The sequence below is a fragment of the Actinoplanes sp. NPDC051411 genome (genome assembly GCF_040682075.1).
Taxonomy (GTDB): domain Bacteria; phylum Actinomycetota; class Actinomycetes; order Mycobacteriales; family Micromonosporaceae; genus Actinoplanes.
Genome location: NZ_JBFBAD010000003.1, coordinates 190471 through 203257 on the forward strand (window position 1 = coordinate 190471; position 12787 = coordinate 203257).

The 12787-nt window shown below is 70.8% G+C and carries 16 protein-coding genes; 7 read left to right on the forward strand and 9 right to left on the reverse strand.

From position 1 onward, the window contains the following. Positions 1-4: 4 nt before the first annotated feature. Both aceB and aceA read right to left on the reverse strand, forming a co-directional pair. Positions 5-1612, reverse strand: coding sequence for a malate synthase A (gene aceB / locus AB0M88_RS02870; RefSeq protein ID WP_364094401.1), 1608 nt, complete (start codon positions 1610-1612; stop codon positions 5-7). Further along, positions 1612-2901, reverse strand: coding sequence for an isocitrate lyase (aceA, locus tag AB0M88_RS02875; protein ID WP_364094404.1), 1290 nt, complete (start codon positions 2899-2901; stop codon positions 1612-1614). Before aceA ends, aceB begins: the two co-directional genes overlap by 1 nt. A gap of 110 nt (positions 2902-3011) precedes the next feature. Here aceA and AB0M88_RS02880 point away from each other — a divergent pair, with 110 nt between their 5' ends. Beyond that, on the forward strand, positions 3012-4451 hold the full coding sequence (locus AB0M88_RS02880) for a helix-turn-helix domain-containing protein (RefSeq protein ID WP_364094407.1): 1440 nt from the start codon (positions 3012-3014) through the stop codon (positions 4449-4451). Between the two features lie 78 nt (positions 4452-4529). Here AB0M88_RS02880 and AB0M88_RS02885 read toward each other — a convergent pair whose 3' ends face one another. Continuing rightward, positions 4530-4955, reverse strand: a complete 426-nt coding sequence (locus AB0M88_RS02885) for a nuclear transport factor 2 family protein (protein WP_364094409.1) — start codon at positions 4953-4955, stop codon at positions 4530-4532. A gap of 36 nt (positions 4956-4991) precedes the next feature. Between AB0M88_RS02885 and AB0M88_RS02890 the strand changes: the two genes are divergently transcribed. Continuing rightward, on the forward strand, positions 4992-5462 hold the full coding sequence (locus AB0M88_RS02890; protein WP_364094411.1) for a UPF0158 family protein: 471 nt from the start codon (positions 4992-4994) through the stop codon (positions 5460-5462). Positions 5463-5469: 7 nt separating this feature from the next. Here the strand turns inward: AB0M88_RS02890 and AB0M88_RS02895 are convergent, their stop codons facing one another. Together AB0M88_RS02895 and AB0M88_RS02900 are read right to left on the reverse strand one after the other, a co-directional pair. Next, the gene (locus tag AB0M88_RS02895) at positions 5470-5901 is read right to left on the reverse strand and encodes a phosphotransferase (protein ID WP_364094459.1); all 432 of its coding nucleotides are present in this window, start codon (positions 5899-5901) and stop codon (positions 5470-5472) included. A 24-nt stretch (positions 5902-5925) separates the two neighbouring features. Further along, complete coding sequence (locus AB0M88_RS02900; RefSeq protein ID WP_364094414.1) at positions 5926-6558, reverse strand: hypothetical protein; 633 nt, start codon at positions 6556-6558, stop codon at positions 5926-5928. Between AB0M88_RS02900 and AB0M88_RS02905 the strand changes: the two genes are divergently transcribed. The 4 genes from AB0M88_RS02905 (at position 6527) to AB0M88_RS02920 (ending at position 9487) form a co-directional block, all read left to right on the forward strand. Next, positions 6527-7105, forward strand: a complete 579-nt coding sequence (locus AB0M88_RS02905; protein WP_364094417.1) for a GNAT family N-acetyltransferase — start codon at positions 6527-6529, stop codon at positions 7103-7105. The two genes, AB0M88_RS02900 and AB0M88_RS02905, sit on opposite strands and share 32 nt — an antisense overlap. A gap of 9 nt (positions 7106-7114) precedes the next feature. Beyond that, on the forward strand, positions 7115-7498 hold the full coding sequence (locus AB0M88_RS02910) for a VOC family protein (protein WP_364094420.1): 384 nt from the start codon (positions 7115-7117) through the stop codon (positions 7496-7498). Positions 7499-7531: 33 nt separating this feature from the next. Beyond that, entirely contained in the window at positions 7532-8371 is an 840-nt protein-coding gene (locus AB0M88_RS02915; protein WP_364094421.1) for an NAD(P)H-binding protein, read from the forward strand. Positions 8372-9247: 876 nt separating this feature from the next. Further along, positions 9248-9487 carry a GNAT family protein gene (locus tag AB0M88_RS02920; protein ID WP_364094424.1) on the forward strand — a complete coding sequence of 80 codons (240 nt, stop codon included), beginning with the start codon at positions 9248-9250 and terminating at the stop codon, positions 9485-9487. 5 nt (positions 9488-9492) lie between these two features. Here AB0M88_RS02920 and AB0M88_RS02925 read toward each other — a convergent pair whose 3' ends face one another. Then, positions 9493-10656: a hypothetical protein gene (locus AB0M88_RS02925; protein WP_364094426.1), complete on the reverse strand. Its 1164-nt coding sequence runs from the start codon at positions 10654-10656 to the stop codon at positions 9493-9495. Between the two features lie 57 nt (positions 10657-10713). Here AB0M88_RS02925 and AB0M88_RS02930 point away from each other — a divergent pair, with 57 nt between their 5' ends. Further along, positions 10714-11205 carry a MarR family transcriptional regulator gene (locus AB0M88_RS02930; RefSeq protein WP_364094429.1) on the forward strand — a complete coding sequence of 164 codons (492 nt, stop codon included), beginning with the start codon at positions 10714-10716 and terminating at the stop codon, positions 11203-11205. On the opposite strand, the gene AB0M88_RS02935 is transcribed toward AB0M88_RS02930, so the two are convergent. The 3 genes from AB0M88_RS02935 to AB0M88_RS02945 form a co-directional block, all read right to left on the reverse strand. Further along, positions 11202-11333: a hypothetical protein gene (locus tag AB0M88_RS02935; protein ID WP_364094432.1), complete on the reverse strand. Its 132-nt coding sequence runs from the start codon at positions 11331-11333 to the stop codon at positions 11202-11204. The genes AB0M88_RS02930 and AB0M88_RS02935 overlap by 4 nt on opposite strands. 446 nt (positions 11334-11779) lie before the next feature. After that, entirely contained in the window at positions 11780-12268 is a 489-nt protein-coding gene (locus tag AB0M88_RS02940; RefSeq protein WP_364094434.1) for a GNAT family N-acetyltransferase, read from the reverse strand. A gap of 16 nt (positions 12269-12284) precedes the next feature. Continuing rightward, on the reverse strand, positions 12285-12787 hold a 503-nt coding region (locus tag AB0M88_RS02945; RefSeq protein ID WP_364094437.1), incomplete at its 5' end, for a DUF305 domain-containing protein.

The following is a 12787-nucleotide window of genomic DNA, read 5'->3' on the forward strand; positions in this document are numbered from 1 at the left end:
GCCGTCAGGCTGCGATTGTGGCTCGGGCCGGGGTTCCGGCACTGCCGGACAGGTGCCGCAGGTACGCCGGCAGGGTGAGGAACTCCGGGCAGTTGCGCTCCGTGAGGAGCACCGTCAGGAGGGTGCGGGCCTGGCCGAAGCGCCGCGCCCCGTCCTCGTCGAGGGCGCCGGTCTCGCTCAGGACGTCGACCTCCTCGCGCAGCATGCGGCTGACCAGGGCGGCGTTGACCGGGACGCCGTAGTCGGTCGGGGTGCCGGTCGCGATCCACTGCCAGAGTTGGGCGCGGCAGATTTCCGCGGTGGCCGCGTCTTCCATCAGGCCGTTGAGTGCGACGGCGCCGCGGCCGCCCAGCCAGGCCGCGATGTAACGGAGCGCGACACTGGCGTTGGTGCGGAGAGCGACCTCGCTGACCTGGACGCCGGTCGTTTTCACGTCCAGTAGTTCGGAGGCGGTGACGTGGACCTCGTCGCGGCGGCGGACGATCTGGTGGGGTTCGGTGCCGAGCCACTGGTCGAAGACCTCGCGGCAGGTTTCGACCAGGCCAGGGTGGGCGACCCAGGAGCCGTCGAAGCCGTCGCCGACCTCGCGGCGTTTGTCCTGGCGGACCTGGTTGAGCGCCCGTTTGGCGGCCACCGGTTCCCGGGAGGGCACCACCGCGGCCATTCCGCCGATCGCGTGGGCGCCGCGGCGGTGGCAGGTCTTGACCAGCAGTTCGGTGTACGCCCGCATGAACGGCGCGGTCATCGTGATCTGGGAGCGTTCGGGGAGCACGACGTCCGGACGGTTCTTGATCATGCTGAAGAGGTAGTCCCAGCGGCCCGCGTTCAGGCCGGCCGAGTGTTCGCGCAGCTCGTACAGGATCTCGTCCATCTCGAACGCCGCCGGGATCGTCTCGATGAGGACGGTCGCGCGGATCGTGCCGCGGGGGATGCCGAGGTGCTCCTGGGCGAAGACGAACACGTCGTTCCAGAGGCGGGCCTCCAGGTGGGATTCGAGCTTGGGCAGGTAGAAGTAGGGGCCGCTGCCCCGGTCGAGCTGCCGCTGGGCGCAGTGGAAGAAGTAGAGCCCGAAGTCGAACAGGGACGCCGAGATCGCGCGGCCGCCGATGCGCAGGTGGGCCTCGGGGAGGTGCCAGCCGCGGGGACGGACCATGATTGTCGGGAGTTCGGCGCCGATGACGTAGCGCTTGCCGTCGGGCGCGGTGTAGTCCAGAACCCCGTCGAGTGCCTGCCGGAGCCAGAGCTGACCCTCGACCACGTTCTGCCACGTGGGGGAGAGGGCGTCCTCGAAGTCGGCCATCCAGACCTTCGCGCCCGAGTTGAGGGCGTTTATCGTCATCTTGCGTTCGGGTGGGCCGGTGATCTCGACCCGGCGGTCGATCAGGCCGGGCGCGGGCGGGGCCACGCGCCAGCTCTCGTCGCCGCGAACATCCGCCGTCGATGGCAAAAAGTCGAGATCGTCGGTTCGGGCCACCTGCCGCCGCCGGCGCCGCTCCAGCAACTGCACCCGGCGGGCGCCGAACTCACGGTCCAGCGCGACGATGAACTCGATGGCGCCCGGGCTCAGAATCTCCGGATATTCCAGGCCGACAATGGTCACTGTCTCAGTCATCAGAACTGCTCCGATTCCGTGCTGCCGGTCAGGGCGGTCGTCGAACTGTCGGGGTTGAGCGCCGTGGAGACCGCGTCGAAATACCCGGTGCCCACCTCGGCCTGGTGCTTGGTCGCCGTGTAACCGTCGGCCTCGGCCGCGAACTCGGCCTCCTGCAACTTCACGTACGCCGTCATGCCGCTCTCGGCATAGCCCCGCGCCAGCTCGAACATCGAATGGTTGAGCGCGTGGAAACCGGCCAGCGTGACGAACTGGAACTTGTATCCCATCGCCCCGAGCTCCTTCTGGAACCGGGCGATGTCGGCGTCGTCGAGATTGCGCTTCCAGTTGAACGACGGCGAACAGTTGTAGGCGAGCATCTTGCCCGGGTGCTCCCGGTGCACGGCCTCGGCGAACTCTTTCGCGAAGTCAAGATCCGGCTTTCCGGTCTCGACCCACAGAAGGTCGGCGTAATCGGCGTACGCGATGCCGCGCGCGATCGCCGCGGCCGGCCCCGACCGCACCCGGAAAAAGCCCTCGCTGGTCCGTTCTCCGGTCAGGAACGGGCGGTCCCGCTCATCGACGTCGGTCGTCAGCAGATCGGCGGCCAGCGAATCGGTGCGGGCGATGATGATGCTGGGCACGCCGGCGACGTCCGCCGCGAGGCGGGCGGCGTTGAGCGTACGGATGTGCTGACCCGTCGGGATCAGAACCTTGCCGCCCAGGTGGCCGCACTTCTTCTCGGACGCCAGCTGATCCTCCCAGTGCACGCCCGCCGCGCCGGCCGCGATCATGGCCTTCATCAGCTCGAACGCGTTGAGCGGCCCGCCGAAACCGGCCTCCGCGTCGGCGACGACCGGGGCCAGCCAGTCGCGCTCGCTGCGGCCCGCCGCGGTGTCGATCTGGTCGGCCCGAAGCAGCGCGTTGTTGATGCGCCGGACCACCGACGGCACCGAGTTCGCCGGGTAGAGCGACTGGTCGGGATAGGTGTGCCCGGACAGGTTGGCGTCCGCCGCGACCTGCCAGCCGGACAGGTAGATCGCCTTGAGCCCGGCCCGCACCTGCTGCACGGCCTGGCCGCCGGTGAGCGCACCGAGCGCGTTGACGTAGTCCTCGTTCTGCAGCATCTCCCACAGTCGCTGGGCGCCTCGTTCGGCCAGGGTGTGCCGCTCCTGGACGGTGCCGCGCAGCCGGATCACGTCGTGCGCGCTGTAGCTGCGCTTGACACCCAGCCACCGCGGATCGCCGGCCCACGTCCGAGTGAGGTCCGCTGCGGTACCGCCCCTGACTTCGGTCAGCTGATCGCTCATGGTTCCTTCCCTTCGTGTTCGCTTGAGTTTTCACACTGGCTGGTGTCATCCGGGTGTCAGAAGCCATTTGTGAGCAGAAATTCGTCATTTTTTCCGCTAGGGTGAAACCCGTGACCGCTTCGCAAAGTGTCGACCTCGTGACCCTCGGCCAGCGCCTCCGCCATCTCCGGCGGACCAAGGGCATGACGCTCGAGCAGCTCAGCGCCGCGGTCGGCCGGGCGCCGTCCCAGCTCTCGGTGATCGAGAACGGCAAGCGCGAGCCCAAGCTGTCGGTCCTCCAGGCGCTGGCGTCCGCGCTCGGCGTCCAGGTCGCCGACCTGCTGCGGCCCGAGGCGCCTTCGCGCCGGGCCGGGCTCGAGATCGAACTCGCGCATCTGCAGAAGGCGCCGGCTTATCAGGGGCTGGGCCTTCCTTCCGTACGCGCGGGCCGGCGCCTGCCCGCCGACGCGCTCGAGGCCCTGATCGGCCTGCATCGCGAGCTCGGACGGGTCCTGACCGAGCAGAGTGCGACACCCGAGGTGGCGCGCCGGGCGAACGCCCAGTTACGCGTCAACATGCGCGAACGCGACAACTACTTCGCCGAGATCGAGCAGGCGGCGGCGAAGGTGCTCCGCTCCGTGCGCCACGCCACCGGTCCGCTGTCCCAGCGCGGCATCCTCGACATCGCGGCCCAGCTCGGGTTCACCCTCCACTACGTGAGCGACCTGCCCGGCTCGACCCGCTCGGTGACCGACCTGCGCAACCGCCGCATCTACCTTCCCCAGGTGGCGAGCAACAAGGGCCACGACCCGCGCGCGGTGGTGCTGCAGACCCTGGGCCACTTCGTGCTCGGCCACGCCGACCCGTCGGACTACGGCGACTTCCTGCGCCAGCGCGTCGAGGCCAACTATTTCGCGGCGGCCCTGCTGATGCCGGAGACGTTCGCGGTCGAGTTCCTGCGCGAGGCCAAGGCCGACCGGGCCCTGGCCATCGACGACTTCCGCGACGCGTTCGGCGTGTCCTACGAGACGGCCGCCCACCGGTTCACCAACCTGGCGACCCACCACTTCGGCATCCCGGTCCACTTCACCCGGGTCCACGAGAGCGGCATCGTCTACAAGGCGTACGAGAACGACGGCGTCCTGTTCCCGGCCGACGTCACCGGCGCGATCGAGGGCCAGCCGGTGTGCCGCAAGTGGGCGTCCCGAGAGATCTTCCAGGCCGAAGACCGCTACTCGTCGTTCTACCAGTTCACCGACACCTCGGCCGGCACCTACTGGTGCACGGTCCACATCGAGTCGACCCGCTCGGGCGAGTTCTCGGTGACCGTCGGCACCCCGTTCGAGCACGCCCGCTGGTTCCGCGGCGGCGACACCACCCGGCGCACCGTGTCCCGCTGCCCCGACCCGACGTGCTGCCGGCGCCCGCCGGCCGACCTGGTCTCCCGCTGGTCGGGCAGCGCCTGGCCGTCGGCCCGCGTCCACTCGCACCTGCTGGCCGCCCTCCCGCCGGGCACCTTCCCGGGCGTCGACGCCCAGGACGTCTACGAGTTCCTCGACCGCCGCGCCTGACCCGGGCCGCTTCCCGCGCTCATCAGACCGCTGCTGGCGCTGGAGGTGTTCACGCCCGGCGTTCTTCGCCAAGTTCCGCTACTTCACCGTTTCCGGCGAGCTGATCGACGGCACCCCGGTGAAATAGTCGCGGAGCATCGCGATCTGGCCGTCGCGCAGGCGGAAGACCTGCAGGAGAGAAATCGTCGTCCGCCGCCCGCCGGGCTCATCGAAAGCGACGTCGATCTCGGCCATGAAGACGTCGGGATCGGTGGTGTCGTGCAGGACGTAGGCGGACCGTTCCAGGTTCATCGCGCCCGGGTAGGCCGGCTGCCGGTGATATTCACCGGTTCCGGTGCGGATCGCGTCGCGGCCGACCAGGTGCCGGAGCGGATGGTCGTCGGGGACCAGCGGCGAATCGTAGACGCCGTCCTCGGTGAACAGCGCGGCGATCGCCTCCGGGTTCCGGGTGATCGCGCCGGCGTGCATGTACCGCTCGAAGATTTCCTTGTGCGTCAGGCCCACTCTCCACCCTAGCCCGCCGCGGCCTATCGTGGCTGGATGCTGGAGCCCAGTGAGCTGGACCTCGAGGAGATCGCCGAGGCGCTCGGCGATCAGACCGACTATGAGCACCTGTGGCTCATCGACCCGGCGACCGGGAAGCTCGAGTTCTGGACGTCCGATCTGGGAATCGACGGGCAGAACCCGGTCGAGGTCGACGAGCTAGTGGAAGAGCGCGGGCTCATCGTCATCGATCCGCTGCCGTCAAGGGTGTGGTATCGGGACATGGCCGACTTCGCCGAGGGCATCAGTGACGAGGCGGCCGGGCGGCGGCTGGCCCGGGCGCTCCAGGGCAAAGGCGCCTTCCGCCGGTTCAAGGACGAGCTGCACCAGGAATACCCCGAGCTGGTCCCGGTGTGGAACTCGTTCCGGGACGCCCGGGCCAAGCGCCGCGCGGTCGAGTGGCTTGCCGAGCGCTCGATAGTCGCCGAGGGCGCGGCGCAGGATTACCGCGACGTCGAGCTTCCCTGATCCGGGCTCACCAGCGGCGGCGCAGCCAGCTCAGGGAGGCGGTTCCGAGCCTGGTCATCATGGCGATCAGGCGGGGACCGGTGGCCGGGCCGGCGTTCGTGGCCACGCGGAAGAGGAAGCCCGCGTGCACGGCCAGAAAGACGTCGACCGACCGGGGATCCAGGTCGCGGGTCAAGGGGTGACGGTCGGCCAGGGTCTGGGGGTCGATGCCGCTGAGGGAGGCGCTCGACATCAGCGTCAGCGCGTCGCAGAAGGGTGCGCCGATCCAGGCGTGCGGCCAGTCGACGGCGACGACGCGGTCGGGGGTCAACAGGAGGTTGAACGGGTACAGGTCGCCGTGCAGCAAGGTGTCGCCGGCCAGGACCGTCGTGGCCTGCTCTTCGAGGACCAGCAAGCGGTCGAGCTGGGCCTGGTCTTCGAGCGCCGGCAGTCCGTCCAGGCCGGCGGCCGGCGAGACGCGGTCTCAGAGGACAGCGGAACGATCCCGGCCGGCGGCTTCGTCCGGCTCGGGCCGGCCGTCCGGCTCAGGCCGGCCGCTCAGCTCGCGCCAGCCGCTCAGCTCGCGCCAGCCGCTCAGCTCGGGTCGGCCGCTCAGCTCGGGTCGGCCGCTCAGCTCGGGCCGGGCGCTCAGCTCGCGCCAGCCGCCCAGGCGGGGCCGGGCCAGGATCTCGGCGGGGACCGGCGACGGGGTCAGTGCTTCGGTCAGCGTGGTCAGCGATGAGAGGACCCGCTCCAGCTCGGGACGCCGCCACGGCTGAGCAGGCAGGTGGCCCGCGACCTCTTCGAACACCAGCGCCACCCACGTGCCGTCGTCGTGGACGTGCAACAGGCGCGGGACCAGCCCGGTCGGGGTGAGTACCTCGGCCACCCGCGCCTCCCGACGGTGGAAGGCGGCGACCCCCGACGAGGCGGCCTTGACGAACGCGCGGCGACCGTCGGCCAGCCGGACCCGGGCGGCCAGGCCGTCGGAGAAGCCGCCGGGCTGGCTGTCGGCCGAGACGATCCCGCTGCCCAGGGCCCGGCCGAGCGCGGCGGCGACCGACGCGGGCAGGCCGGACCAGGCGATGCGGTGGCTGCCCGTCATCTCTTCATACATTCTCTACAGCATGGGGTTTGTCAGCCGGGTGGCTACGCGCGGGGACCTGCCGGCACTGCGGCCGGTCATCGAGGCGGCGATCGGGGAGCTGCAGAAGGATTTTCTGGACGCGGCGCAGATCGAATCGAGCCGGGCGATCATGGGGCTGGACACGCAGCTGATCGACGACGGGACCTATTTCGTCGTCGAGGAAACCGGGCGGATCGCCGGGTGCGGCGGATGGAGCCGGCGGGCCACGCTCTACGGCGGCGACCATTCGGCGGGACGGGACGCGGCGCTTCTCGACCCGGAGGTGGAACCGGCCAAGGTGCGGGCGATGTATACGCATCCGGACTTCGCGCGGCGCGGAGTCGGGCGGCTCATTCTGACCCTTTGCGAGGACGCGGCGCGAGAACAGGGCTTCCGGACGCTCGACCTGATGGGAACCATGGCCGGCCGGCCGCTCTATGAATCGGCCGGGTTTCGCGTCATCGAGGAACTCAGCGACGCGACCGGCGGCACGCCGGTGCCGCTCGTGCGAATGCGGAAAGAGATCGGGCCCGGGTAATCTGCGGACGTGCACCGGAGTCGCGTTTCCGTCGTCCTCATCGATGTCCCGCGGGCCGAGGCGCCGGCGGCCGCCGCGTTCTGGTCGGCGGCGCTCGGCGTTCCGGCGCGTCCGGTGCCCAGCGAGGAACAATTCACGTCGCTGCCCGGGGCATTGCCGGGGCTCGATCTGGCGGTCCAGGCCGTCGACGATTCGGCGCGCTATCACATCGACATCGAGACCGACGACCTCGATGCCGAAACCGCACGGCTGATCGGACTCGGTGCGGCCGAAATCGACCGTTGGCTCGACTGCCGCATTCTCCGGGCGCCCGGCGGCCATCTGCTCTGCGTGATCCCGCAGCACAGCGATCCCGCGCTCTTCGACCGCGAGGCTCGCGCCTTCGGCTCTTGACCTCAACCGCGATTCAGCTTTTAGGGTCGGCTCATGACACCACGGACAGTTCTGGTCACCGGTGCGACGGGCCGGGTGGGTGGCCAGGTCGCTGCGCAGCTTGCGCTGCTTCCGGGCGTACGCGTGAAAGCCGTGACCAGGCACCCGGCCGTCACCGTTCCGGGGGCCGAAATGGTCGCCGGAGATCTCACCGATCCGGCGTCGCTGGATCTGACCGGCGTGGACGCCGTTTTCCTGGTCTTTCCGTCGGTCGAGGCCGATTCCGCCGCGCGTGACCTGATCGCGGCACTGGCCCCGCGCCCGATCGTGTATTTGTCGGCCCACGGCGCGGCCCCGCGCGACAATCCGGACGGCACCATCATGGGTTCGCACGGCTATCTCGAAAACCTGATCGCGGCGGCCGGCCCCTACACCTTTCTGCGCTCGAGCGGCTTCGCGGCAAACACGCTGGCGTGGGCCTCCCAGTTGCGGCATTCGGACACGCTGCGCTGGATTTTCCCGTCCGCCCGCCGGTCGCTGATTCACGAGGCCGACCTGGCGGCGGTGGCCGTGCGCGCGCTGACCTCCGACGACCATCGGGGGCAGGCCTATCACCTGACCGGCCCGGCGCAGCTGACACAGGCCGCGCAATTGGCCGTGCTCGGGTCGGTTCTGGGCCGCTCGCTGCGTTTCGAGGAGGTCCCGCCCGCCGAGGCCAGGTCGCTCTTTCCGGCTTCGCTGGCCGAATCGATCGTCGCCGGCCAATCCCATTTCGTCGACCATCCCGAACCCTTCACCGACGAGGTCGCCCGGCTGACCGGGCGTCCGGCTCTCCCGTACGAGTCGTGGGCCCGTGACCACGCCGCAGAATTCCGGCGAATGCCGTCGCCCTAGTCCGTTGCCGCCGGTCGCCGATTGACTCCGGCCCCGCCTGATGACCCTGTGCCCGACCGATGGTTTCGCTCCCGCGCCGTGTTCCGATTCGAGCCCGAGACCCACGAGGAGCGCCTGACCCTCCGGCACGCATCGACCTTGCCTCGGCGACCAAGCCGGCCCGTTCCGAAGCGCCCTCCCGGCCGCGGCGCCGAGGTGTCTCGCTGATGCGCGAGAGCTCTTTGCTTCCTCGACCCGGGCGCCGATCGGCGGAGGAGCCGAGCCGTCGGCCGCGGCCTGTTTATTCAACGAGCGTCGCAGCCGACCGCGGGTGGCGGTCCCCTCGAGATTTCCCGGACCAGCGCTGGTGGCGCCGATTTGGCCACCTGGCCGTTGGGACTGTTGACCGGGGTCTCGTGGTGATTTCGCATGGACACAGGGTTTCAGGGCGCTCGGATCCCAGCCGGCAAATTTTCGGCGCCTGTGGATAGCCGGTCGACTGTGGATGACGGGCGGAAGTTGTCGGAGTCGGGTGGTTGGATCGGCCCACCCACAAGGGGCGGGGTGGGTGCCGGCGCACGGTTGTGCGGCCGTGGTGAGGGCTCGGGCGGGTGGTTGAATCCGGGGCCGCCCGGCGCGGGCGGTGGACTGCTATCGACGGGGACCTCCTGGTGAGTGCTGGGTTTGTGGATCGGGCCGGGCGAAGTGTCGCGCTGGCCGAAGTGGACGACGAGAACTGGCGGGCTGTCGCGGACGTGGCGCCGCGGGACGAGCAGCGGCGGTTTGTGGCGGCGCTCGGGGCGCGTTATCTGCTGCTGTCCTCGCGGGAGGATCTCTGGCATTCGCTGGCGATCATGGCGGGCGAGAGCGTCGTCGGGCACGTCATGTGGGCTCGGGATGACGATGCCTACTGGGTTGGGGGGCATGATCGTGGATGCGGCCGAGCAGGGGAACGGGATCGGGTGGGCCGCTGTGGAGGCACTGGTCGAGCGGCTTGCGGGGCGGCCGGGAGCTCGGGAGATCCGGCTCTCCTGCCACCCGGCGAACGCGCGGGCCGAGCGGCTCTACCGGGCGCTGGGGTTCGAGCCGACCGGTGAATTCGAGGACGACGAGATGGTGATGGCTCGGAAGCTCTGAAACGGCTACCCAACGGGGTCGGCCGCGAGGAGGGATTCGGCCTGGGATTCGAGGCCGGGGGCGCCGATGGCGCTGCTCCAGCGAGCGATCTCGGCGGCCAGGCGGCGGGCGCCGGGTTCGTCGTTGGTTTCCAGGGACAGTACGGCCAGGAGGAGTTGCTGGGAGAGAGTGCCGGCTACCAGGCCCGCGCGAGCACCGAGGAAGGTGGCGCGCTCCCAGCGTGCCCGGGCGGTGGCCAGATCGCCTCGGTCGCGGTCGTGCGCGCCGAGGTGGCGAAGGGCCTCGCGAGCGAGCAGGTCATCCCGCGTCGCACGGCCCTCGTGAGCCGGCAGGTCATCCCGCGTCGCACGGCCCTCGCGAGCCGGCAGGTCGTCGCCCTTCGCGCAGTCCGCGCGGACGGCACGGGCCTGGCCGGTCTCGCGCGCCTCGGGGATCGGACGGGCGTCGCCGGCTTCCAGGGCTGCGGCGTAATGGAATGGAGCAGCCTCGGGGTCGGCGAAGAGGTTGTCGAGGATCAGGCCGAGGTACATGCGGGCCCAGCCGTGCCGGAGCCGGTCGGGAGCGCGGTCGGCCAGCGAACCGGCCTGGTCGCGCAGGTGCTCGAGGGCGGCGGGATCTTTGCCGGCCGGGCCGAATTCGGCGGTGCCGGAGGCGTGGAGTTGGGCCCGGTAGTCGTGGCGTAGGTGCAGAAAGTCCAGGTCCCAGGACGGGGCGCACAGCCGGTCGGCGGTGGTCAGGCGGGCGGCGGCCAGGGCGGTTTCGGCGAACCAGTCGCTGTCCAGCGCGACCTCGGCGGCGGCCAGGGCTATGCGGGCCCGGTCATCGGTGGCTGCGCCCCGGGCGGCATCACGGGCCGCGTCGGAAGCCGCGCTGACGGCGGCGCCGGGAGCCGGGCCGGCGGCGGCGTCGGGAGCCAGGCTGACGGTCGCATCAAGGGCCACGTTGGAAGCCGGGCTGACGATGGCGTCGAGGTCCACGTTGGAAGCCGGGCCGGCGGCGGCGTCGAGGGCCGCGTCGGAGCTGGCGTCAGAGGGGGCGTCGAGGGCGAGGTCAGACGCCGCGCCGGTGACGGTGCCGAAGGCCGCGTCGAGCAGGGACAGCGCGCGGGGCCAGCGGGAGGCGCGGGACAGTTCGCGGGCGGCAACGAGAGTCTCGTCGAGGTAGGTCATGGCCGAGACGATAGTTATCCGAAAAACTATCCGTAAGGAAACTACCTGGGGGCGACCATGCGGGACGCGGCGGACGAGCATGTGGCGGAGTGGGCGGGGGAGCTGGACTGGCTCGACCCGGTTCAGGAGGCGATCGTGGTGCGGTTGATGATCCTCAGCCGGCATCTCGGGCAGGCCCGGCGCGCGGCGGCCACGGCCGGGGATCTGGAGCGGTGGCGGTTCAAGGTGCTGCTCGGGCTGCGGAAGGGTGGTCCACCCTACGAGGCGAGCCCGTCGGTGCTGGCCGAGCGGCTCGGGCTGACCCGCGGGGCGCTGTCGGCCCGCCTGCGGCCGCTGGAGGAGGACGGCCTGATCGCCCGTACCGGCGAGACCGGTGACCGCCGTCGGGTCCGGGTGCGGCTGACCGGCCTCGGCTACGAGGTTTTCGAGCGTCACTCGGCCGAGGAGAACCGGGGCGAGGCCACGCTGCTCGCGGCACTCACCCCGGCCGAGCGGGAAACCCTCGCCGATCTGCTCCGCAAACTCGTTCTGGCCGCGGACACGCGCTAACCCGTGGCCGGGCAGGCCAGGGCGTCGAAGGCCGCCGCCACCGGAACCTCGGCGAAGGTGTCCAGGGTGCGGATGCGGTCGCCGGCCGGGGTGGACGGGGACAGGCGGTGGAGGCCCGGCCCGAGCATGGCCTCGGCGCTGTCGGCCGGGGCCGGTGGCAGGCCGACCTCCGCGGTTTCGAAGCCGGCCGGGCGGGACGGCGCCGGGCGGCGGGTGACGGTCGTGCCAGGGTCGACAGGAGCACGGTCAGCTGGTCGCGGTCGGTCGGGGACATCGCGCTGTAGGCGGCGAACGCCGGAATGGTGTCGGGACCGGCGTACATCGAGGCCAGGCGGCGGATCTCGGCGAGCGAGGGGAGCGGCGAGGGAGGTAGGCGGAAACCACGTCGAGCGCGGGCAGCATGGAGGCCAGGCTGCCGGGCAGGTCGATGCCGTGGAAGCGGATCCCGCCGTACGCCCGCAGCCACTCGAGAGGCCGGAAACGGGCCCGGCGCATCCGCAGGTAGGCCGGCACGTGGTGTGCGGTTTCGCCACCACGCGGGCGCCGGCGGCGATCCCGGTCAGCGCGTCGAGGTTCACAGCGGGATCCAGTATCGCTGGGTCGGGCCGGAGGATGGTTCGAGGACGCCGCCGCAGCGGAGGATCGTGCGGGCCGAGGCGACGTTGTCGGTGGCGCAGACCACCAGCAGCCGGCGGAGCCCGCGGGTGCGGGCTTCACCCAGCATCTCGGTCAGGGCCCAGGTGGCGAGCCCGCGGCGGCGGGCCGAGGGGCGTACGCCGTAGCCGATCTGGCCGAGCGACTCGTTGAGGGTGTGCCGCAGCGCGATGCCGCCCAGGACCGCGTCGTCCTCGACGATCCACCGGTAGGTGGCGGGGGACAGGCCGGCGGCGGGGTCTTCGGCCCGGGTCAGGCGGCTCACCCAGGCGGCGAAGCCGGCCGCGGTCTCGACGTCGTCGTCGAGGGTCAGGCCGAAGCCGTCCTCGTGGAGGCCCGGCCCCCACTCGTGGTGCGCCTCGAGGAACGCGGTGTGCAAGCGGGCGGTCGGGGCCATCAGCCAGGGCATCCGCGAACCCTACCCGTCATTGCGCGGCCGCGATGACCAGCAATGCCCGGATCTGTTCCTGATAGGCGGATGTCATCGACGTGGCCAGCTGCCGGGCCGGCGGGTAGTCGCCGCCGGTGGACTCCATCCGGGTGGTTTCGACGCTGTTGTGCAGGCCGCCGAGGAGCAGGGCCACGGCCGTACGGTCGAAAACCGCGCCCGAAGCGGCGCGTAAGGAAGCCAGATCGGCCGGTTGCAACGCATGCAGATCGCCGTGCCCGGCATGGGCCCCCGGAGGGGCCGTGAGGGGTTGCTGCCAGCCCAGGAGCCACCGTGAGAGCGTGCCCGAGTCGGCCGCGAAGCGATCCCGCAGCGATGAGGCGATTGTCCGGATCCGAGGATCACTCGACCGTGTCGAGGCCAGCGCCGCGACCTGGGATCCGTCGTGATCCTGGGCCAGCGCCATCTGCGCGAACATGACGTCGGTCGGTCCGAAAGCGGAGGACGGCGGCGAGGTCGCCGGCTGCTCCGGGGAGCAGC

Bases quoted from the DNA above. Each gene is read 5' to 3' on its own strand.
- AB0M88_RS02920 (WP_364094424.1), top strand. From the start codon at position 9,248: ATGACGATGCCTACTGGGTTGGGGGGCATGATCGTGGATGCGGCCGAG.
- aceB (WP_364094401.1), bottom strand. From the start codon at position 1,612: ATGACTGAGACAGTGACCATTGTCGGCCTGGAATATCCGGAGATTCTG.
- AB0M88_RS02935 (WP_364094432.1), bottom strand. From the start codon at position 11,333: ATGCTCGGGCCGGGCCTCCACCGCCTGTCCCCGTCCACCCCGGCCGGC.
- aceA (WP_364094404.1), bottom strand. From the start codon at position 2,901: ATGAGCGATCAGCTGACCGAAGTCAGGGGCGGTACCGCAGCGGACCTC.
- AB0M88_RS02890 (WP_364094411.1), top strand. From the start codon at position 4,992: ATGCTGGAGCCCAGTGAGCTGGACCTCGAGGAGATCGCCGAGGCGCTC.
- AB0M88_RS02905 (WP_364094417.1), top strand. From the start codon at position 6,527: ATGCGGTGGCTGCCCGTCATCTCTTCATACATTCTCTACAGCATGGGG.
- AB0M88_RS02940 (WP_364094434.1), bottom strand. From the start codon at position 12,268: ATGCCCTGGCTGATGGCCCCGACCGCCCGCTTGCACACCGCGTTCCTC.
- AB0M88_RS02915 (WP_364094421.1), top strand. From the start codon at position 7,532: ATGACACCACGGACAGTTCTGGTCACCGGTGCGACGGGCCGGGTGGGT.
- AB0M88_RS02930 (WP_364094429.1), top strand. From the start codon at position 10,714: ATGCGGGACGCGGCGGACGAGCATGTGGCGGAGTGGGCGGGGGAGCTG.
- AB0M88_RS02925 (WP_364094426.1), bottom strand. From the start codon at position 10,656: ATGACCTACCTCGACGAGACTCTCGTTGCCGCCCGCGAACTGTCCCGC.
- AB0M88_RS02900 (WP_364094414.1), bottom strand. From the start codon at position 6,558: ATGTATGAAGAGATGACGGGCAGCCACCGCATCGCCTGGTCCGGCCTG.